The sequence below is a fragment of the Rhodococcus sp. YH3-3 genome, assembly GCF_001653035.1.
Classification (GTDB): Bacteria; Actinomycetota; Actinomycetes; order Mycobacteriales; family Mycobacteriaceae; genus Rhodococcus_F; species Rhodococcus_F qingshengii.
In genome coordinates, this window is sequence record NZ_BCWH01000001.1 from 1,857,089 (window position 1) to 1,876,379 (window position 19,291).

Below are 19,291 nucleotides of genomic sequence, written 5' to 3' on the forward strand. Positions count from 1 at the left end.
AGTGACAAACCAGGCGGAGGGATGCGTATGTCCAAAATGAGAGAACTCAGCCGATGAAAGCAATCATCGTGTGTACCTCTGTCTCCCATGGCAATACGAAGCTGATCGCCGACGTCATCAAAGAAGTTCTCGATGCTCGCGTGGTCGAGCCCGGTGACATCGACGCCGCGCAGCTCGCCGACTACGACCTGGTGGGGTTCGGCTCCGGCATCTACCTACGCTCGTACCACGCAGATTTACGCTCGTTCGTCGAGGCACTCCCCGAAGAACGGCGATCCAAGGCTTTTGTCTTCGCCACCAGTGGTTTTCCTGACAAGGGGATTCATCGCTTCTCGCGTCCACTGGTTCAGTTGCTCGAACAGAAGGGCTTCGATGTGGTCGCAGCCTTCTCGTCCCGTGCGTGGGATACCTATCTCCCGTTCAAGCCGTTCGGCGGTATCCGGAAGGGGCGGCCGAACGCCGACGACTTGGAATCGGCGCGCATGTTCGCCGAAATGCTACGCGGAAGCGTTCAGGACAGCTTGCCCGGCACCGGGTAGCTGCGCAGGCTCATCTCCAGCTCACCGGCGTCGGCAAGGTCGTTGATCGTCTGGCGCAGAGCGCCACACGTCCGTTGAGCGTTGGCACGGCTGTTCACGCGACCCAACTCCGGGCACACTTCCTGCGACTCTTCGAGCCATTGGACGCTGGTGTGCGCTTCGCTGTACTTCTCGACGAGGACGCGATTTCCGCAGTTGCGGCAACTGACCTGACGCATCAGCGTGCAATCAGATCGGCCGGTGACCAGAAGGCGCGCATGCTCGTGATCTTGGCGTCCTCGTCGAAAGTCATGACGTCGATCGGTTCGACCTCGTAGACCTGATCGCCCACCGGTGTGACGACGCGGAAGTGGAAGGCCGCGCTGGATCCGCTCACCCGCAAGGTAAGCAGTTCTGTCTCTTGCGAACCGCCCTCGAGAGCGCCGTAGAACTCGGTGATCGCGGCCTTGCCGACGCGGGGTTCGCTGCCGACAGGGTCTTCGAGCGTCGCGTTCTCGGCGTAGAGGGCGGCGATGTCCGCTGACGATCCGCGAGCCACGGCGTCGAGGTAGGTGGTAACCGTCGCCGTGATCGCGGCCGTGGTGTCTGGTTCGAGAGTGGTCATCGAGTTAGTCCGATCAGTCGAGAAGTTCAGGGTCTGACTACTACTTCGGACGCTATCGGTGCGGGCTCGATTCGGCGCCGGCATCTCCCACGCAGCGGGACAGCCTGAGCACTCAGGCGTCGAAGCGTCCGAACCCGCCGCGGTAGAACAGAAGCGGACCGTCGTGGCGCAGCACGTTCAGATCGGTGATGCGTGCGACGACGATGGTGTGATCACCGGCGTCGTGCTCCTGCTCGACCGTTGCTTCGATGCGGGCGAGCGCGCCGCTCAGCGCCGGAGCACCGTTGCCGGCGGCATCCCACTCGACGCCGAGGAACTTGTCCGTCCCGCCGCGAGCGAACGCCGAACACATGTCCTGCTGATCGTGGGCGAGAACATTGATGCAGAGAGTTCCCGTTTCGCGAAGCTTCGGCCAACTTGTCGACGTCTTCGCCGGGCAGAACGAGAGCAACGGGGGATCAAGCGATACCGAGACCAGGGACTGGCAGGTGAAACCGAGGGGTGAATTTCCGTCGTGAGCGGTGATGACGGTGACGCCGGTGCAGAAATTGCTCATCACGTTGCGAAGTGTGCGTCCGTCCAGAACTGGCGGCTCGGCGTTTTCCACGGTCATGTCGTCTCCTTGTTCAAATCTTTTGTTCAAAACTCTGCAAACAGCTTCAGAAGCAACGATGTGTGGCGCCGCGGCCGTAATCCAGCGGCAGTCCCACTCAATGGCAGCAATGGCTTCTCGGCACGGGTCAGGACCGACCGAGTGGCAGGTGGAGGGGTTTCGAGCAAATTTGATCCCGCTCAGCGGTCCGTTCGGATTCTACGAAACCAGCAAATGACCAGTGATTGTTAGACTTCGGGCATGTCCGAACCTGATGACGTGTCCCGAGGACTTCCCGCTACCAGCTGGGCAGTGCTCGGGATGCTGACGTTCGGGGAGGAGCTGACCGGAAACGATTTGAAGAAGTGGGCTGACTGGAGTGTCGGCTTCTTCTATTGGAGTCCGTCCATCAGCCAGGTGTACGCAGAACTGAAGAAGCTCGAAAGCATCGGGTTCGTGGAGTCCCGGGTCGTCTCCGAACCAGGGGTGCGAGGCAAGCGCCTTTACTCCATTACTCAGTCAGGAACCGACGCCGTCCGGACGTGGTCACGGGAGGCACCGGTGGAAGTTCCGGTGCTCAAGCACGGTGTGATGTTGCGTCTGTGGATGGGACACCTCAACGAGCCCGAGCGACTGAAGGCGCTGGTGGAAGCCCACATCGCCAATGTCGAAGAGCAGATTCGACGCGCGAAACTCCACGCAGATCATGCCGAGAACGAGCCGGCCTGGTCGTTCCCGGTCATGACGTTGCGATGGTCGGAACGGTACTTCCGAGCCGAGATCGAACTTGCTCGCGAACTGCTCGACGACATCGATCGTGCGACCGCCGAGTTCGCGAACGTCGCCGAGCACGACCGACTGGGATCACCGTTGCCCTCGACGCCTGGCAAATGGAAGAACGTCGAGGAGTACGTGTTGGCGCTCGAGCAAGCCGGGCTCACCGGCAACGGTTCGAGTATCTGAGTCAGGCCCCGGCTGCGGTCGGCATGTTGCGCAGCAGATGACGACGTTGCAAAGTCGGAGTGACGCTCAGCGATCCGCCGTCGATGCCTCGCCAAATGGCAGCGGCCGCCATACGGACCGGCGCTGCGCTGACGTGGTCGAGGCGGAGGGCCTTCGACGGCGCGCAGATGGATACCGCGGCGACGGCGCGGCCGATGGGGCCGATCGGTGCCGCAAGACAGCTGAATCCCGGTAGGCCGTTTCCGGATTCGAAGGCCACCCCGGACTCGCGGATTCTGGCGAGGTGGGGCAGTGCGTAGCCCGAGGACTTCGGCGAACCGAACGCGAGCAGTGCCTGACCGATCGCAGTGGTCTCGGCGCGGCGTCGACCACCGACACGCGTCGGCACTGCGGCGGCGAGGCGTCCGCCGATCTTCTCCATGTAGACCACATCGGGCCCGTCGAGGATGCCGAGGTGAACCACAAATCCGGTGACTCGGTAGAGCTCGTGGAGAAGGGGCATGGCTGCAGCGTGGAGGCGGTCCTGATGAACCGCGAGCGATCCCAGTTCGACGAGGCGCATACCGAGTTCGTAGTCACGGCCGTCGCGACGCAGCCAACGCATCGAGACGAGACGTTCGAGCATGCGGTGGGCAGACGAGCGGGGAAGGCCCGTGCTCCGAACGACTTGAGCGAGCGTCAACCTGCCGGGACCGTCGAAGGCGTCGAGAACCAGCGAGACGCGATCGAGAATTGCTGTCGGGGCCGAATCGGCGCCTAAAGCATCCACAGCCTGCAGTGTCATCGTGTACCTCACTTCTCTTAGAGCTCCACAACCAGTGAACTGGCTATTTCAATTAGAAATAGTGTCATAGAGTTACGGATTTGTGAAGTGGATCACCGGTCTGTTTTCGGGCGCGTCGCGGTGGAAATGACGAGGGGGTTTGCGCGAATGCTCGCGCAAACCCCCTCGTCGTTTAACTACTGGCAGGTATTACATCGCCACCGGCAGGTATTGATCGCCACCGGCGGGTACTACATAGCTGCCAGTGGTTCGCTTCCGGACCAGTCGTGGCCCCAGTAGCTGTCAGCGGTGATCTCCTCGGAGGAGTACGAGTCCTGATCCACCCTCGCGCCCTCGGTGCCGAACTCGATGTCCCAGCCGCCAGGTGCGCGGACGTAGAAGGAGATCATCTTGTCGTTGGTGTGACGACCCAGGGTCGACGACACGGAGAATCCGTCCTTCATCACGCGGTCGAGTGCCTGGCCGACGGCGTCGAGGGTGTCTACCTCGACCATGATGTGAATCAGGCCGGGTGCGCCGCCGTGCGGTGCCGGGCACAGGGCCAAGCTGTGGTGACGCTCGTTGACGCCCATGAAACGGATTCGCAGCGGCCCGAATTCAGGCGGGGCCGGCAGGCGGAAGGCGCCGCGCGGGTAGAAGCCGAGCACCTCGGTGTAGAAGTCGAAGCTCGCAGCACTGTCCATGACGGGGAGTACGACGTGGCCGAGACCCTGTGAGCCGGTGACGAATCGAGCGCCGAAGGGCGTCACCACGGGGCTGTGGTCGAGGATCGCTCCGTGGAAGACCTCGATGGCTGCTCCGCCGGGATCGGTGAAGGCGATGACCTCTTCGACCCGTCGAGCATCTGCTTCGGCGAGCGAAAGCTGCTCGACCTCGGTGCCGTTCTTCTCGAGTGCTTCTTGAACGCGGCGCAGTGCGGCGTGGTCGGCGACCTCCCAACCGATGTTGACGATCTCGTCGCGCTCACCCTCGACGACGACGATGCGAGCAGCACGCTCGTCGAGTCGTAGGTAGAGCGCGTTCTCGTCCGGCCCACTGCCCTTGGCGAAGCCGAGAACGTCGAAAGCGAAAGTGCGCCAACGTGCCATGTCGTTGGTCGAGATCTTGACGTAGCCAAGTCCCTTGATGTCAGTGCGTGTCATCGTGTCTTTTTCCTGTCGATTTCTTGTGTCGAAGTCTGATCAGATCATCGCCCGCAGCGGACCCTGCGGGTCTGCGCCGAGACGGCTCAGTGATGCGGCGTGGAAAACGGTGCTCGGCACGTGAATTGCGTGATGCTGTCCAGCATGAGCATCGCGCCAGAATCGCTGAAGCGGCTTGTCCATCCGCAATGCGTTGCCACCGCAGCGTGGGTAGACCTGATCGATTGCGTTGACGGCGCGCCAGGCGGCCTGTACCTGAGTCTGACGTCCCTCCGCGCGCTGCTCGAAGGTCACTTCCTTGCCAGCGTCCACTCGATCCCACATGCGGTCGACGTTGGCAAGCAGGGTGTCGCGCGCAGCCCGGATGTCGGCGGTTGCCTGACCGATGGCGAACAAGGTGTACGGGTCGTCCTTGATCGCCGTGCCCTGCGCGTTGATGCGATCGGCTTGGTACTCGTTGGCGTGGAAGAGCATTCCCTCGCAGATGCCGATCGTGGCGGCGGTGATTCCGAGGGGGAAAATGTTCGACCACGGCATGAGGTACAGCGTCTCGGTGCGCCCGTACTTGCGCACTGCCGTGCCGTCGATGACCTCGTCGCAGTCCATGACGCGGTAATCGGGGACATACGCATCCTTGACTACGAGATCCTTGGAGCCGGTGCCGCGAAGTCCCATGACATCCCACGAGTCTTCGATGATCTCGTAGTCGGTGCGCGGAATGATCACATGGAGCATGCGCGGCGGCATCTCCATGTTGCCGTCCTTGTCGCACGCCATCGCGCCGAGGAATGCCCAGTCGCAATGGTCGGTACCGGAGGAGAACTGCCAGCGACCGGAGAACTTGTAGCCGCCGTCGGTGGGGATACACATTCCGCCGGGCATGTACGGCGATGCCATCCAGGTGTCGGGATCGGATCCCCAGATCTCCTGCTGCACCTTGGGATCCGCGAACGCGAGTTGCCACGGGTGAACTCCGACGATCCCGTGGACCCAGCCGGCCGACGGGTTCAGTGAAGCCATGCGCATGACGGTTTCGGCGAATTCGCGCGGATGCGCCTCCATGCCGCCATGCTCCTTGGGCTGCAGCATGCGGATGGAATCGATTGCCTTCATCTTCTTGGCGGTGTCGTCGGCCACCCGGCCGATCCGCTCGGCCTCGATGCCTTCGGCGAAGATGTCGTCGGCCATCGCGTTGATCTGTTCGAGCACTTCGTACGTCATGTTGTTCCTTGCATCCAGTCTGGTTGTCTCAGCAGTGTTTTCGACTGCGGATCAGGAGGTTGTCTCGAGTGCCTGGGCGTCGCGTGCGGCAACGTTTTCGGCGACTTCCCGCTTCCAGCTCTCCACTGCGCGGGTGGTGTCGATCTCGAATTCGAAGCGCTTCGTCATGTCTTCCGTGACATTCTCGACGTCGGTGTAGAACTGGTTGTACCAGCGACGCAACTGGTAAACCGGGCCGTCCTCCTCGGAGAGCAGGGGGTTGTCGATCGGAGCTTTGTTCTTCCAGATCTCCACGTCCTGAAGGAATCCCATCTCGACGCCCTCGGTGAACTGCGCGGCCATCGCGGCAGTGGACTCGTCGTCCATACCGGGTAGCTTCTTGACCATCGCGCCGTACTGCAGGACGAACGCATTGTTCGAGATCGGGTAGTGGCAGTTGATCAGGACGGTCTCGATGATCTGCCCGTTGGCTTCGCTCTTGATCCAGTCGATCATGTACGACGGTCCGAAATATGAAGCATCCGAACGGAGCACAGCGTTGGGATCGCCGTAGTTGGTGCCGCTGATGACGTCCTCACGTCCCACCGATTCCATGTACTGGCTCGCGACATGACCTTCGAAGATGTTCTTGAAGTACTTGGGGAACGAGTAGTGAACGTAGAAGAAGTGGGCCATGTCCACGACGTTGTCCACGATTTCGCGGCAATGAGAGCCTTCGATGGTGAGCGTGTTCCAGCTCCAGGCGCTCCACTCATCGCTTCCGAAGCCCTCGATGTCGGGGATCGTGACCTCGGCGGGCGGGGGATTTCCCTGGGGATCGTGCCAGACGAACAGCTGACCGTTCTTCTCGAGAGTGATCCATGCCCGCGTCTTGGCCAGCGGCGGAACGCGTCGTGCGTAGGGGATCGCCGTACATTTTCCGTTACCGCCCCAACGCCAGTCGTGGAACGGGCAGGCGATCGAATCGCCCTTGACGGTTCCGTGAGCAAGGTTGCCACCCATGTGGCGGCAGTATGCGTCGAGAATCTTGATGTCGCCCTTGCTGTCGGCGAAGACGACAAGGCTGGTGCCGAATGCCTCGATCTGGTGGGGCTGACCGTCGCGATAGGTATTGCTCAGTCCGAGGCAGTGCCATCCACGTGCGAACCGTGCGGGAGGCGCTGCCGCTTCGATTTCTCGAATTTCCTCGCCGGCGCCCGTCTGCGTCGGGGTGTCCGTAGTGGTGAGTGGGCCGGTTCCGAGTGCCATGTCTTCCTCCGAGCCGCGTCTTGCGACGCTCCAGTGATGTGATCCGTCTCATACAACGACGAAGCGTCCGCTGGAGATACGGCAGTTCCCGCTGGATGGAACGCCTACTCGGTGACCTGCAGAGATTCAGCTCGCGAGTGTCGCCACATCGTCGATCGCGTAAGTCGCCCAGGCCCGGGCAGTGACGACCCCAGCGGGATCGGTGGCGACCAGAGCTACGTCGGCCACGCTCTCGTGGTCCTTCTCGTACGTCGCGAGCACTGTCACGGAGCAGTGCAGATCTGTTCCCGTGGAAGTCGCGGTGCAACGTCCGCGGAAGCGTCGTAGTGACGCCGAGCCGTAACGACGAGCAGCGAAATCAGCAAGGGCGGCAACGGAATCGGTTCCGGTGCCCGCTGTCGGGGCTTCCCGGACGAAGACCTCGGCCACCAGATGCCCGGTCTGGTCGTGGTATTCGGTGATCCGCTCGAGTGTCGAACTCAGCGCCCTCACGGATCCGGTGAGCAGTGCGCCGGGATCGGGGCGTCCGAAGAACACGACGTCCTGCTCGACGACGGCCCCGTCGGGTGCCGAGCGCACGGTGCCGTACAACGAGTCGAAATCGGAGAGGAGCGTGGTGGCAGTACGCGGAGCAGTTGCCGTGAAGTGGGCGGTACCGAGGTTGGTAGTCATGACACTCTCCGTTGGACGCGACCGAGACGCTGTCGTCTCGGTGGGTACATCGACGCTAACCACCGCTCTCGCGGGTGACGACGGGCTTCCCGCTGATCGGGAGCATTCTCGGATTCGATCGAAGAGGTGGAACCTGTTCCAGTTTTGTGCAATTCTGGATATCGTATCCGTGACCGGGAGCACATCTCGATGACTGCACGCGCCGAGCAGAAGGAAGACCAGATGACAGACGAGTTCGCTGACCTGCACCGACCGGTATACGGTCCGGACCTGCTCATCACCGCTCTGGAACGCAATCACGACAAGCCCGCGCTGTACCTCGGCGACGTGATCCTCACCGGCGGTCAGATGCGCGATCAGATCAGCTGCTTCGCCCAGGCGCTCGCGTCTTTGGGAATCACTCAGGGCACCAGCACCGCGATGCTGTCGAAGAATCGCCCCGAGGTTCTGATCAGTATGGGCGCGACCATGATCACCGGCTGCCGGGCGAGCGCCTTGAACCCGATGGGATCGCTCGACGACCACAAGTACATCGTCGACGACGCCGAGATCGAGACGCTGATCTTCGATCCCAATGCCTTCGAAGAGCGTGCCGCCGAGTTGAAGGCGTCGTCACCCTCGTTGACCAACGTGCTCTCGATGGGGCCGTCCGAGGTGGGAATCGACATCCTCGCGCTGGCTGCCACGTTCGAGCCCGCGCCGCTGAAGGCAGCGCACGTCGACGCCGAAGACGCCAGCAGCATGGTTTACACCGGTGGAACGACCGGCAAGCCCAAAGGTGTTGTCGGATCCTTCCGTTCGGGTGCTGCGCTCAATCAGATCCAGATGTCGGAGTGGCAGTGGCCCGAGGACAACCGCTTCCTCATCTGCACGCCACTCTCACACGCAGGTGCAGCGTTCTTCATCCCGACCTTGCTGCGCGGCGGTGCGTTGATCGTCCTGCCTGCCTTCGAGCCAGGTGCTGTGCTCGAAGCGATCGAGAAGCACAAGATCACGGCAACCATGTTGGTGCCCACCATGATCTACATGCTCATGGACCACCCCGATCTGCCCAAGCGGGACGTCTCGAGTTTGCAGACGCTGTTTTACGGAGCGTCCGCGATGTCTCCCGCCAGACTGCAGGAGGGCATCAAGAAGTTCGGTCAGATCTTCTTCCAGTTCTACGGTCAGACCGAGTGCGGCATGACTATCTCGGTGCTGCGCAAGGAAGAACACCTCGCCGACGATCCGGCCCGCCTCGCCACGTGTGGGCGTCCGGTGCCGTGGCTCGACGTCCGGTTGCTCGACGACGACCTCAACGAGGTGCCGCAGGGAGAACTCGGTGAGATCTGCGTCCGTGGCCCGCTGATCATGAAGGGCTACTGGAAGAAGCCGGCCGAAACCGCCGAGGCGTTCCGGGGTGGTTGGCTGCACACCGGCGACATCGCGCGCAAGGACAAGGACGGGTTCATGTCCATCGTCGATCGCAAGAAGGACATGATCGTGACCGGTGGTTTCAACGTGTTCCCCCGCGAAATCGAAGACGTGATCTCGGCGCATCCGTCCGTCGCGTCGGTGGCGGTAGTCGGTGTGCCGGACGACAAGTGGGGCGAAGCCGTCAAGGCCTGTGTCGTACTTCGTGCCGGACTGACCGTCGACACCGAGGAACTGGTCGACAAGGTGAAGGCAGCCAAGGGTTCGGTTCACGCTCCCAAGAGCATCGACTTCGTGGAATCACTCCCGCTGACACCGCTAGGCAAGCTGGACAAGAAGGCGCTGCGCGCGCGGTACTGGGAGACCAGCGCCCGCGCGGTCTAGGAACCAGCGTCGTGTAGCGAAGGGTCAGCGTTTCCAGACGTAACGACGTTCCGGGCGGCCCACCACTCCGTATTTCAGCGAAGTGGTGGACCGCCCGGTTTCGTAGAGGTATTCGAGGTAGCGCCTCGCGCTCGCGCGTGAGATGCCGACCCTCTCGGAAATGTCTGTGGCCGAGGCGGGTTCGGTTTCGTCTCGTAGTGCTGCCTCGACCAGCTGAAGGGTCTCAGGACTGAGTCCTTTCGGTAGACCCTTGAGGGACGACGCCGTTGTCGCGCCACCTGCCACGCCGAAAGCCTCGTCCACCGCCTCCTGTTCTGCTTCGCCGGAGCTGTCGAGATTCGCATATGTCGATCGGTAACGCTCGAGACGCTCACGGAGAACCTCGAACGTGAAGGGCTTCATCAGGTAATGCACGACGCCGCTGCGCAGCGCTTTCTTGACCGAGCCGGCCTCGCGCTCACTAGTGATGACAAGAACATCCAGCTCCGGTGCCAGCTCGCGAAACGGGGCGATCAGATCGAGTCCGGTGGTGCCGGGCAGGTGGACGTCGAGAAGCACCAGGTCGGGTTGCAACTCACCGACTGCGGCCAGCGCGGTCTCGGCCGAATGGGCAACGCCGCACACTTCGAAACCGTCTATCCGTGAGACGAATCCGCTGTGCACCTTCGCCACCATGAAGTCGTCGTCGACCACCAGTACCCGGATCATGCGCCCTCTCCGTCGTGTAGGACTGCGCTGAAGACAGTCCACTCGATGTCCTCTGCCGAACGAGTGCTCACGGTGACGTCGCCGCCCCGCCGACGACACGTCAGGCGCACCAGCGCCAAACCGAAACCGTGTCCGTCACTCGATTGTCCCTTGGTGCTCCAACCCTGGCCGAACACCCTGTCGCGATTCTCCGGCGCGATACCGGGGCCGGCGTCCTCGACCCGCACTTCGACCGCGGTGCCACGGCCCCGAATCGACAACCGAACCTTGCGGCGCGCGGCTTCCGGCATCTCACCGACGGCGTCGACGGCATTGTCGACGAGGTTTCCGACCACTGTCACGAGATCTCGTCCGAGTCTGCGGTCCACCGGTTCCAGATGCGTGTCCGCCGCCAGCTCGACCGTGACCAACCCCTGTGCAGCAGCACCTATCTTGGCGATCACGAGTGCGGCGGTGCCGACGTCGGCGATCTTCTCGGTCACGGTCGCGCTGACCTGCGCGCGCTCCATGGTCAGACCCTCGACGTAGCCGACCACCTCGTCGTATTCGCCGAGCTGGATGAGGCCGGAGATGGTGTGCAGTTGATTGTCGAACTCGTGGATGTGGGCGCGTAGTGCGTCGGTGCTGGTTTTGGTCACGTCGAGTTCTTCTTCCACGGAGCGCAATTCGGTGCGGTCGCGGAAAGTGGTGACCGACCCGATGGTGCGGCCTTTCGATTCGATCAAGACGGTGTTGAGGACGAGCAGGCGATCGCCGACAAGAACCAACTGATCGGATTCGGTTGTGCCGGAGGTCAGTACACTCTGGAGGCGGTCGTCGAGACCGAGGTCCCGCACCGATCTACCGGCGCTGCCGCGTGGGATGTCGAGGAGTTTGTGGGCACTGTCGCTCATCAGCACCACCTTTCCCTGCGCGTCGAATGCGATGACGCCTTCCTTGAGACCGCGCAGCATTGCTTCACGTTGGCGAACCAGGTCCAGGATCTCGCCGGCTTCCATGCCGAGGGTTTGCCGTTTTACCCTGCGGGCCAACAGGATCGACCCGACGCCGCCGAGAAGGGATGCCACCGCGAGGTATACCAGGAGATTCGGTGCAGACTGCAGCAGCCGTGTCCAGATCGAGGGGTACTCGATGCCGACGATCGCGGTTCCGGTAATCGCTCCTTCGCTGCCGAGAATCGGAACGTGCGCCTCCACGGCCTTGCCGGAGGGCGTGTCGACCAAACCCGTCCACGACCGATCCTCCGTCTGACGTGCGTCGATGCCGACATCACCGGGACGCGTCGAAATGACGACACTGCCGTCGGCGTCGGCAAGCGAGACGTAGGTGACGCCCGAGATGGCGCGTACCGAGTCGACCGAACCTTGTAGTCCGGAGCGGAGACGGGTCTGCGCCTGGGGGAGTAGCTCGCGTACTGCCGGATTGGCTGCGAGCGATTCCGCTGCCGAGAGTGCGCGACGTCCCTCCTCGCGTTGGAAACTCGCGGACGACTGCGCGAGGGAGAGGGCGGTGACGCACACGAGAACTGCAACGACGATCAGAAGTTGCAGTTCGAGAAGTTGTGTCGCCAGAGTGTGCCGGCGGCGAACCAGCCGGGCAAACAGAGACGACTTGCTCTCTCGCTCCGCCTGCTCGTTTCCTGAGGACACCAGCCAGACCCTAGCCTTCAGTTCGATGCCGGGAAAGCGGCCGTTCGTGAGCACAATGAGCACAAATCAATTTGCTTTCCCAATGGTGACCCCAGTCACAAAGTGCGTCAGTATGAAACCTGTTCACACATCGGTACCGGCAGACAAGGACGAAGCCATGAGCACATCGAAGCGGCTGAGCAGGCATATCGCCCTGCTCGGTGCCTGCGCGATGACTCTCGTGCTCTCGACCGGATGCACTCCGGTCGAGTCCTTCGTCGCCGGTGGCCGAGCGGGTGAGAGTTCCGAAGAACTGCGCGTGCTGGTGCCCTCGGTGGCCGGTGGTGGTTACGACCTGACCGCCCGGACCATGGTGCAAGCACTGGCCGACGAAGGGACCGTCGACGCCGACGTCGTTGTGCTGCCCGGATCGGGCGGCATCGTCGGACTCAACCGGTTGGCTCTCGAAAGCGGGAATCCCGACTTACTCATGGTCATGGGGCTCGGAGTTCTCGGTTCGCTCGAGATACTGCCGTCCGAGCACACACTTGCCGACGTGACACCGATTGCGAGACTCGTCGAAGAACCGGAAGCGCTACTGGTTCCAGCAGATTCACCGTACAAAACTCTCGCCGATCTGACGCAGGCCTGGGTGGCGGATCCGTCGTCGATCTCGATCGGCGGTGGTTCGAGTGAAGGTGGACCGGACGGGTTGTTCCGCCTTCTGTTCGCACGGGCGGTCGGCGTCGATCCGTCGCGCTCCCCGTACCGCATCTACGACGGCGGCGGCGAACTGCTTCCCGCACTGCTCACGAGGCAGGTCGACGTCGCCGCCACCGGTATCGGTGAGTACCTCGATCAGATTGCGGCAGGCACGGTTCGGGTCCTTGCGGTCAGCTCGCCGGCCCGTACCCCGGCGGTGGATGCGCCCACGATGGCGGAGTCTGGCGTCGACGTCACGTTCACCAATTGGCGCGGCCTCATGGCGCCGCCGGGCCTGACGGACGATCAGCGTCAGCACTTGCAGAATTTGGTGCGGGATCTGGCGGCAAGTCCGCGCTGGAACGAGCTGTCTCGCCGAAACGGTTGGAACAGTGCAGTTCTCACCGAACCCGAGTTCTCCGCATTCCTCACCGATCAATCCCGGTTCGTCGACGCAACACTCGATCCGCCCGGCATCAACTGAGCACTACCGAAGTTTCGTTTCACCTCCACGAAGGTCACCGGCTCGATTTGCCGTGCCGTTTTTCTCGGCAATTCAGCACTAAAGGAGTTCATCATGCTCGTCACACTCGGCTTCCTCATGGTTGCGGTGTTCATGTTCCTGATTCTCACCAAACGCGCGACCCCGGTGGTGGGACTGACTCTGGTTCCGGTGGCCTTCGGACTACTTGCCGGGGCCGGCCTCGGAATCGGCGACATGATCACCGACGGCATCAAGTCGCTCGCACCCACCGCGGCGCTGTTGTTCTTCGCGATCATCTTCTTCGGAATCATGATCGACGTCGGCCTCTTCGATCCGCTGGTCAAGCTCATCCTGCGGATGGTGCGAGACGATCCGATGAGGCTCGTGGTCGGAACCGCAGTGCTCGCGATGGTGGTCTCGCTGGACGGAGACGGTTCGACGACCTTCATCATCGTGACCTCGGCGCTGCTTCCGCTCTACCTCAAACTCGGTGTCAGTCCCGTCGTTCTGACGGTGATCGCCGGCCTGTCCAACGCGACGATGAACATCATCCCGTGGGGCGGCCCGACCGTCCGGGCCGCGAGCGCGCTGGGACTCTCGCCCTCCGACGTGTTCGTGCCGATGGTGCCGTCGTTGATCGTCGGCCTGATCATGGTGCTCGGATTCGCGATTCACCTCGGGATCATGGAGCGCCGCAGGATCGGGACTTTGGTCCTGACTTCTGAGCGCATCCTCGAAAAGGTCGGAAACGGTGGAAGTTCCAGCACCGGTAGCGCCGGCACCGGCGGCTCGAACGACTCCGAGGACGACGGCGGCGACACCGGACGATTCATCGACGGCCTCGACCCCAAGCGGGACACCTTGCGGCCGAAATTGCTCTGGTTCAACGCTGCGCTGACGACGATCCTTCTCGTCGTACTCGTGATGGACATCCTGCCCATCCCGGTGCTGTTCATGATCGCGTCGTCGATCGCCCTCGCGGTGAACTTCCCGGCGGTCAAGGATCAGGGTGAAGCAATCGCACGCCATTCGTCGAGCATCGTCTCGGTGGTCGCGATGGTGCTGGCAGCAGCGGTGCTGACCGGCGTTTTCCAGGGAACCGGCATGGTCGAGGCGATGGCAGAGTGGCTGCTTCAGGTCATCCCCGACGCGATGGGCCCGCACCTCGCCGTCATCACGGGCGTCCTGAGTATCCCGCTCACGTTCTTCATGACCAACGACGCGTTCTACTTCGGTGTGCTGCCGGTGCTGTCCGAGACTGCAGCGCAGTACGGCATCGAGCCGGTGGAGATGGCGCGCGCCTCGATCACCGGGCAGGCCGTGCACATGCAGAGCCCGCTGGTCCCGGCGATCCTGCTACTGGTCACACTCGCCGGTGTTTCTCTGGCGGATCACCACAAGAAGGTTCTGTGGCGAGCGGGCCTGATCTCGATCACGATGCTCGTGGTCGGCGTCGGATTGGGGCAGATCCCCTTCTGAGCGCGATCAGTTGTGGAAGGGGCACCGGCCTTGGTCGGTGCCCTTCTTCTTTTTTGTCACGAAATTGGGCCGGATGTCGAGATCGGGCTCGTCGTACAGGCGGTGGAACGTCGGCGTGAGCGAGCTGGACATGGGCGGGTTCACCCATGACCAGTCGGTCGGGCACTTGCGCCCGGCCTTGTCCTCACGCGCGATGTGATCGATGAATTGCTTTGCGACAGTGTGATGGTCGACCATGATGACGCCGGCCTTGCGGTAGCTGTGGATAACTGCACGGTTCAGTTCGACCAGTGCGCGGTCCTTCCAGAGCGTGCGGTCGTGGCTCATGTCGAGCTCCATCATCGCTCCGATGGTGGGCAACATGTTGTAGCGATCGGTGTCGCTGAAGTTGCGTGCGCCTACCTCGGTGCTGACGTACCAACCACTGAACGGCGTGCAGGGATAAACGATTCCGCCGATGTCGAGGTTCATGTCCGAGACCGCAGGGACGGCATGCCATTTAAGCCCCAGATCAGCGAACCAGCTGTATTCGGGATGCTCGATCTCGACCTCGAGAATCAGGTCGGTCGGGACGTCGAAGTACTGCAGGGGTTCGTCGGGGACCGAAATCAGTACGGGGAGAACGTCGAACGGCGTACCGGCGCCCTTCCACCCCATCGCGGTGACCTGAGCAGTCAGATCGACGTGCCACGGGTCGCCCAGAATGGTGCCGTCAGGCTGCCGGTAGCCGGCGTAGCGGATCAGTTGCGGGCTGAGGATTCGGCACTCCTGACCGTCCTCGCGGGGGAGTGGTCCGACCGTCACGACCGACTGCAGAGCGCCGCCGTTGGTCGACAGTCGCAGGTGCTCCCAGCATGCTTCGGCGAGAGCGGAAGCCGTGACGGCATCGCGCGCGTCGATGAGTTTGAGGGTCCGCCAATGCGCGCGACCGACGCACCTGGCGTGGTTTCGCCACGCGAGTTTGGCGCCGACGAGCAATTCCTCCGCTGTGTGCGTGTAGGTGCCGGTCCGATGGAGTTCACGCAAGGCCTCACGCCGCCGAGACGTCGGGAGGTGGCCCAGTTCCGGAGAGTCGAAAAATTCGACGCACTCGAGTTCCCGACGTTGAAGCTCGGTCAGCGTCGGGGTAGTGGAGGCGATCTGGGACGTAAGCCCGCTATCGGTGGGCAATTCGTCCTGTCGAACAAAATCCACGGCACGACTCCTGTTTGGCTGGTTGAGATTTCGCTGAACGTTAGCTCGGCGATCGAGAGTGTCGAAGCTCTTGTTTATCTTGCACGCAAGAATAAGAAAGGGACGGTCACACCGCGAAATGGGGTCGCATTGTGACACTTGTCCAGAATGATTTACGAGTCAGACATTTGTGACATAAGCTGCAGACGAAATTCCGCGGCGGGTCTTGCCGCGTCTAGTCGGGACGAGGATGAGCGTGGATTCGCAAGCAATCTCTCTGGTCCGGTCGAGCTTCAAATCCGTCGCTGCGGTAGAAGATGGTCCGGAACGGCTCGCCCGTACCTTCTATTCGATCCTGTTCGCTCGATCGCCCGAAACCCGGGAGTTCTTTCCGGCAGCGATGGATGTGCAGCGTGACCGGCTTGTCAGCGCTATCGCTCACGTCGTCGAACGCCTCGACGAGTCCGACGCGATACTCGAGTACCTCGCGCAGCTCGGCCGCGATCACCGTAAGTACGGCGTCACCGACGAGCACTACACGGCAGTCGGCAATGCCCTGATCGAAGCACTCGAGACTTTCGGTGGCGCCGAAATGTGGACAGACGAGGTCGACAGCGCGTGGCGCAACGCGCTCGCGATCATCTCTGCAGCGATGATGGACGCCGCCAACGCGGAAGGCGGTCCGCCCGCGTGGAGTGCCACGGTCATCGAATGCCGCCCGGTCATCAAGGGCGTCGCCGTCGTGCGGCTGCAACTCGACCAGACGATGGAGTACCGCGCCGGTCAGTACGTCAGCGTGCAGGTCGCCGCGAGGCCACGGATGTGGCGCTACCTCTCTCCGGCCACGCCGTACGACGGGACCGGAATCCTCGAGTTCCACATCCGCCAGGTCACCGGCGGGTGGGTCAGCCCGGTCATGGTGAACCAGACCGCTGTCGGAGACACCTGGGTGGTCGGTTCGCCCATCGGCGCCTTGGGGATTCCGGAGAACTCCAAGGACCTTTTGATGATCGCGTCGGGAACCGGAGTGGCTCCGCTGCGCGCTCAGATACTCGAGCTGATCCGACGCGGCAACACCCGCAAGGTCCAACTGTTCTACTCCGGACAGCATCCGTGCGATCTCTACGACCTTCCGCATCTGTGGAAGCTGGCAGAGAAGTACCCGTGGCTCACGATCATCCCGGTCTCCGAAGAAGACGAGAATCCGTGGTGGCACACCGAAGTGGAGCCACTGCCGCCGATCGGCATGAAGCGGCGCATCGTCGGCAAGGTCGGTAAGGTCGTGACCTCGTTCGGGGACTGGGCGGGCTACGACATTCAGGTCGTAGGCAGCGAATCCATGGTCAACAGCACCAAATTCAGGCTTCGCGCAGTGGGCATCGACGTCGACACCGTTCGCAACGACCCGACGTACTGACCGTCAGTACGGATCGAACTGAATGACCTCGGCCGGCGTTCCGGCCTCGATCAATCGATCACGCGTCGACCGAACCATGGCCGCCGATCCGCACACCAGGACCTGATGTTCGGTGAATGCACCGTACGACGCGACGACGTCGGCGAGCGTGCCTTCGATGAGATGATCGTCGCCGAATCCGATGTCGACGTTCAACCGGTCGAACCATCCGTCGGGCGGGCCGCCGTCGGAGAGATCTTCGACGACAGGAATGGGCTGCAACCACGGAAACTGGTCGGCGAGCAGCCACAGCATGTCCGCAGCATAGAGATCACGAAGCGTTCGGCCACCGAAGAAGAGGTACACCTGCGGCGGGTTCGGGGTCTGAGCCAGATCGAGAATGATCGACCGGAGTGGGGCCAAACCGGTTCCGCCCGCGACCATGATGACGGTGGGGCCGTTCTCGTCGACGGACAGGTTGCCGCGCGGGTCGAGGATCTGCCAGACGTCACCAGGCTGGGTGTCCTTGACTATCGAACCGCTGACCCAACCACCGGGAACCGTCTTGACGTGAAACTCCAACTTCCCGTCGTGTGAGGGAGGCAGTGCGGGGGAGAGTCGACGGAGCAACCGCGAATTCTGCGGGACGCTGACGTCGACGTACTGGCCCGGTCGGAACGGGACGACGTCGCCGACAAGACGAACAACCGCCAGATCCTCACGGAGACGGTGATGTTCGACGACTGTGCTCGACCAGGTTCGCTGGGCCATGAAAGTACTCCTGTAGTCAGTAGAGCGGGTCGTGCCGGATCTGGTCGAGCGGAGTTCCGCCGGCACGCAAGGCGTAGACGGTTGTCTTGATCATCGACGGTGACCCCGAGATCTGCACCTGGCGGTCGGCCCACGAGCCGAACTGCGCGACCACTTTTCCGATCGGTCCGATCAGCCGGCTGTGCATTCCGAACGGTGGTTCGAGCACCGGTCCGTTGTGCCACCAAGGGTTTTCGGGTTCTTCGGAAACCGGTACGACGGTCAACCACGGGTTGCTGAGCGAGATGTGCCAGAGGGTTTCGAGGTCGTAGAGATCGCACGGATAGCGGCCGCCGACGAACAGGTGCACGCGCGGGTTGTGCGCGCGTTGAGACATTTCCATCACCTGTGCCCGCAGTGGAGCGATACCGGTGCCGGACCCGATCATGAGAACGTCACGGTCGCTGGTGAAGTCGACCTCGAGACCGCCGAGGGGAGTGGACATGACCCAGCGGTCACCGACGTTGGTTTCGCTGACGATCGCGGGGCTGACCCATCCTCCCGACACCTTGCGGATGTGGAACTCGAGCTGACCGAAAGGGTTGGTCGGAATCGCCGGTGAGTAGTACCGCCACATTTTCGGGCGCTGGGGAATCTGAACACCTACGTATTGCCCCGCCCCGTACGGAATGGGTGGGTCGGCTTCGAGGCGAACAATCGCCAGATCGTCGAGGACTCGTTCGTGACTGACCACGGTTGCGCCCCAGAGCGCCGGGGTCGTATCGGATTCGGCGCCGTCGGCCATCGTGCCGACGACGAGGTCGGTGAACTGAGACCAGGCCTCGTCCAGCTCCGGCGTCCACTTGTAGCGGCTGTGCGCGCTCGTGCCGTACATCGACCGAACCGCACGCTTCAGAGCGACGCCGGCGGCCTCATAGTGCTCACGCTCGACGCCGTAGCGACGGTGGTCGCGGCCGAGTTGGGTGAGGAACTTTCGGATTCGGCGATGCTGGGGCAGATTCTTCACGACGAACTCGATGGCTCTGAAGAAACGGTGGCCCTGCGATTCCATCCCGGCGGGGAACAATGAGCGGTACAGAGGATGTTCCGCAAAGAGGCCGGTGTAGAACACTGCCGAGAAGTGCGCACGGCTCTCTTCGTCGTCGGTCAGAGAATCGAGGCTGGATTGCAGACGGGCGATCACTGTCGGATCCAATCCATCCCCCTTTCGCACCAGCTGCAACTCTCGCCACAATTCTAGTACGGCTGAAAATGTGACCTACGAAACCAACTCGGCCTGGCGAAAACAAACTTGAGCGGAATAGACTCAAGTTTGTCCGCGTTGAGCATATTGACACAGTCGCAATACCAACCGGTCGCGGCTCTTCCCGTTCGACTTCGCCAGAAAG

19 protein-coding genes are annotated in these 19,291 nt (G+C 62.3%); 6 read left to right on the top strand and 13 right to left on the bottom strand.

The features are described 5' to 3' along the window. The first annotated feature begins 53 nt into the window (after nucleotides 1–53). Nucleotides 54–539, top strand: a complete 486-nt coding sequence (locus tag YH3_RS08660; RefSeq protein ID WP_064443264.1) for a flavodoxin family protein — start codon at nucleotides 54–56, stop codon at nucleotides 537–539. Here the strand turns inward: YH3_RS08660 and YH3_RS08665 are convergent. The 3 genes from YH3_RS08665 to YH3_RS08675 form a co-directional block, all read right to left on the bottom strand. Continuing rightward, nucleotides 512–757, bottom strand: a complete 246-nt coding sequence (locus YH3_RS08665) for a hypothetical protein (protein ID WP_003944366.1) — start codon at nucleotides 755–757, stop codon at nucleotides 512–514. The two genes, YH3_RS08660 and YH3_RS08665, sit on opposite strands and share 28 nt — an antisense overlap. Beyond that, nucleotides 757–1,143 carry a nuclear transport factor 2 family protein gene (locus YH3_RS08670; RefSeq protein ID WP_003944423.1) on the bottom strand — a complete coding sequence of 129 codons (387 nt, stop codon included), beginning with the start codon at nucleotides 1,141–1,143 and terminating at the stop codon, nucleotides 757–759. Before YH3_RS08670 ends, YH3_RS08665 begins: the two co-directional genes overlap by 1 nt. A 112-nt stretch (nucleotides 1,144–1,255) precedes the next feature. After that, complete coding sequence (locus YH3_RS08675; protein ID WP_007726733.1) at nucleotides 1,256–1,756, bottom strand: flavin reductase family protein; 501 nt, start codon at nucleotides 1,754–1,756, stop codon at nucleotides 1,256–1,258. Between the two features lie 240 nt (nucleotides 1,757–1,996). On the opposite strand from YH3_RS08675, the gene YH3_RS08680 reads away from it, so the two are divergent. After that, nucleotides 1,997–2,698 carry a PadR family transcriptional regulator gene (locus tag YH3_RS08680; RefSeq protein ID WP_003944324.1) on the top strand — a complete coding sequence of 234 codons (702 nt, stop codon included), beginning with the start codon at nucleotides 1,997–1,999 and terminating at the stop codon, nucleotides 2,696–2,698. Between the two features lies 1 nt (nucleotide 2,699). Here the strand turns inward: YH3_RS08680 and YH3_RS08685 are convergent, their stop codons facing one another. The 5 genes from YH3_RS08685 to YH3_RS08705 all read right to left on the bottom strand — a co-directional run bounded on the left by YH3_RS08685 (nucleotide 2,700) and on the right by YH3_RS08705 (nucleotide 7,765). Then, nucleotides 2,700–3,482, bottom strand: a complete 783-nt coding sequence (locus YH3_RS08685) for an IclR family transcriptional regulator (RefSeq protein ID WP_007726735.1) — start codon at nucleotides 3,480–3,482, stop codon at nucleotides 2,700–2,702. A gap of 230 nt (nucleotides 3,483–3,712) precedes the next feature. Beyond that, nucleotides 3,713–4,624, bottom strand: coding sequence for a biphenyl-2,3-diol 1,2-dioxygenase (gene bphC, locus YH3_RS08690; RefSeq protein WP_007726736.1), 912 nt, complete (start codon nucleotides 4,622–4,624; stop codon nucleotides 3,713–3,715). A 39-nt stretch (nucleotides 4,625–4,663) separates the two neighbouring features. Beyond that, a complete protein-coding gene (locus YH3_RS08695; protein ID WP_064443265.1) occupies nucleotides 4,664–5,845 on the bottom strand; it encodes an acyl-CoA dehydrogenase family protein in 1,182 nt (393 codons plus the stop codon). A 51-nt stretch (nucleotides 5,846–5,896) separates the two neighbouring features. Further along, nucleotides 5,897–7,093 carry a Rieske 2Fe-2S domain-containing protein gene (locus YH3_RS08700; protein WP_058038551.1) on the bottom strand — a complete coding sequence of 399 codons (1,197 nt, stop codon included), beginning with the start codon at nucleotides 7,091–7,093 and terminating at the stop codon, nucleotides 5,897–5,899. Nucleotides 7,094–7,219: 126 nt separating this feature from the next. Further along, nucleotides 7,220–7,765: a hypothetical protein gene (locus YH3_RS08705; RefSeq protein WP_003944299.1), complete on the bottom strand. Its 546-nt coding sequence runs from the start codon at nucleotides 7,763–7,765 to the stop codon at nucleotides 7,220–7,222. Nucleotides 7,766–7,987: 222 nt separating this feature from the next. Between YH3_RS08705 and YH3_RS08710 the strand changes: the two genes are divergently transcribed. After that, nucleotides 7,988–9,562, top strand: a complete 1,575-nt coding sequence (locus tag YH3_RS08710; protein ID WP_039972740.1) for an AMP-binding protein — start codon at nucleotides 7,988–7,990, stop codon at nucleotides 9,560–9,562. A gap of 24 nt (nucleotides 9,563–9,586) precedes the next feature. Here YH3_RS08710 and YH3_RS08715 read toward each other — a convergent pair whose 3' ends face one another. Both YH3_RS08715 and YH3_RS08720 read right to left on the bottom strand, forming a co-directional pair. Continuing rightward, complete coding sequence (locus tag YH3_RS08715) at nucleotides 9,587–10,270, bottom strand: response regulator (RefSeq protein WP_003944308.1); 684 nt, start codon at nucleotides 10,268–10,270, stop codon at nucleotides 9,587–9,589. Beyond that, nucleotides 10,267–11,919 carry an ATP-binding protein gene (locus YH3_RS08720; RefSeq protein WP_238592548.1) on the bottom strand — a complete coding sequence of 551 codons (1,653 nt, stop codon included), beginning with the start codon at nucleotides 11,917–11,919 and terminating at the stop codon, nucleotides 10,267–10,269. Before YH3_RS08720 ends, YH3_RS08715 begins: the two co-directional genes overlap by 4 nt. A gap of 112 nt (nucleotides 11,920–12,031) precedes the next feature. Here YH3_RS08720 and YH3_RS08725 point away from each other — a divergent pair, with 112 nt between their 5' ends. Both YH3_RS08725 and YH3_RS08730 read left to right on the top strand, forming a co-directional pair. Further along, nucleotides 12,032–13,084 carry a tripartite tricarboxylate transporter substrate binding protein gene (locus YH3_RS08725; protein ID WP_007726742.1) on the top strand — a complete coding sequence of 351 codons (1,053 nt, stop codon included), beginning with the start codon at nucleotides 12,032–12,034 and terminating at the stop codon, nucleotides 13,082–13,084. 93 nt (nucleotides 13,085–13,177) lie between these two features. Then, nucleotides 13,178–14,563: a CitMHS family transporter gene (locus tag YH3_RS08730; protein WP_003944372.1), complete on the top strand. Its 1,386-nt coding sequence runs from the start codon at nucleotides 13,178–13,180 to the stop codon at nucleotides 14,561–14,563. A gap of 6 nt (nucleotides 14,564–14,569) precedes the next feature. Here the strand turns inward: YH3_RS08730 and YH3_RS08735 are convergent, their stop codons facing one another. Next, the gene (locus tag YH3_RS08735; RefSeq protein ID WP_082920553.1) at nucleotides 14,570–15,757 is read right to left on the bottom strand and encodes a nitric oxide synthase oxygenase; all 1,188 of its coding nucleotides are present in this window, start codon (nucleotides 15,755–15,757) and stop codon (nucleotides 14,570–14,572) included. A gap of 235 nt (nucleotides 15,758–15,992) precedes the next feature. Here YH3_RS08735 and YH3_RS08740 point away from each other — a divergent pair, with 235 nt between their 5' ends. After that, nucleotides 15,993–17,153, top strand: coding sequence for a globin domain-containing protein (locus tag YH3_RS08740; protein ID WP_054781177.1), 1,161 nt, complete (start codon nucleotides 15,993–15,995; stop codon nucleotides 17,151–17,153). Between the two features lie 3 nt (nucleotides 17,154–17,156). Here YH3_RS08740 and YH3_RS08745 read toward each other — a convergent pair whose 3' ends face one another. Then, a complete protein-coding gene (locus YH3_RS08745) occupies nucleotides 17,157–17,903 on the bottom strand; it encodes an FAD-binding oxidoreductase (protein ID WP_003944435.1) in 747 nt (248 codons plus the stop codon). A gap of 16 nt (nucleotides 17,904–17,919) precedes the next feature. Beyond that, complete coding sequence (locus YH3_RS08750) at nucleotides 17,920–19,116, bottom strand: FAD-binding oxidoreductase (RefSeq protein WP_007726748.1); 1,197 nt, start codon at nucleotides 19,114–19,116, stop codon at nucleotides 17,920–17,922. Between the last annotated feature and the right edge of the window lie 175 nt (nucleotides 19,117–19,291).

What these genes read in the sequence shown, in the direction of transcription:
- YH3_RS08670 (WP_003944423.1), bottom strand. Translation starts at nt 1,143, where the DNA reads ATGACCACTCTCGAACCAGACACCACGGCCGCGATCACGGCGACGGTT.
- YH3_RS08725 (WP_007726742.1), top strand. Translation starts at nt 12,032, where the DNA reads ATGAAACCTGTTCACACATCGGTACCGGCAGACAAGGACGAAGCCATG.
- YH3_RS08715 (WP_003944308.1), bottom strand. Translation starts at nt 10,270, where the DNA reads ATGATCCGGGTACTGGTGGTCGACGACGACTTCATGGTGGCGAAGGTG.
- YH3_RS08695 (WP_064443265.1), bottom strand. Translation starts at nt 5,845, where the DNA reads ATGACGTACGAAGTGCTCGAACAGATCAACGCGATGGCCGACGACATC.
- YH3_RS08745 (WP_003944435.1), bottom strand. Translation starts at nt 17,903, where the DNA reads ATGGCCCAGCGAACCTGGTCGAGCACAGTCGTCGAACATCACCGTCTC.
- bphC (WP_007726736.1), bottom strand. Translation starts at nt 4,624, where the DNA reads ATGACACGCACTGACATCAAGGGACTTGGCTACGTCAAGATCTCGACC.
- YH3_RS08685 (WP_007726735.1), bottom strand. Translation starts at nt 3,482, where the DNA reads ATGACACTGCAGGCTGTGGATGCTTTAGGCGCCGATTCGGCCCCGACA.
- YH3_RS08680 (WP_003944324.1), top strand. Translation starts at nt 1,997, where the DNA reads ATGTCCGAACCTGATGACGTGTCCCGAGGACTTCCCGCTACCAGCTGG.
- YH3_RS08730 (WP_003944372.1), top strand. Translation starts at nt 13,178, where the DNA reads ATGCTCGTCACACTCGGCTTCCTCATGGTTGCGGTGTTCATGTTCCTG.
- YH3_RS08710 (WP_039972740.1), top strand. Translation starts at nt 7,988, where the DNA reads ATGACAGACGAGTTCGCTGACCTGCACCGACCGGTATACGGTCCGGAC.
- YH3_RS08705 (WP_003944299.1), bottom strand. Translation starts at nt 7,765, where the DNA reads ATGACTACCAACCTCGGTACCGCCCACTTCACGGCAACTGCTCCGCGT.
- YH3_RS08700 (WP_058038551.1), bottom strand. Translation starts at nt 7,093, where the DNA reads ATGGCACTCGGAACCGGCCCACTCACCACTACGGACACCCCGACGCAG.
- YH3_RS08675 (WP_007726733.1), bottom strand. Translation starts at nt 1,756, where the DNA reads ATGACCGTGGAAAACGCCGAGCCGCCAGTTCTGGACGGACGCACACTT.
- YH3_RS08660 (WP_064443264.1), top strand. Translation starts at nt 54, where the DNA reads ATGAAAGCAATCATCGTGTGTACCTCTGTCTCCCATGGCAATACGAAG.
- YH3_RS08665 (WP_003944366.1), bottom strand. Translation starts at nt 757, where the DNA reads ATGCGTCAGGTCAGTTGCCGCAACTGCGGAAATCGCGTCCTCGTCGAG.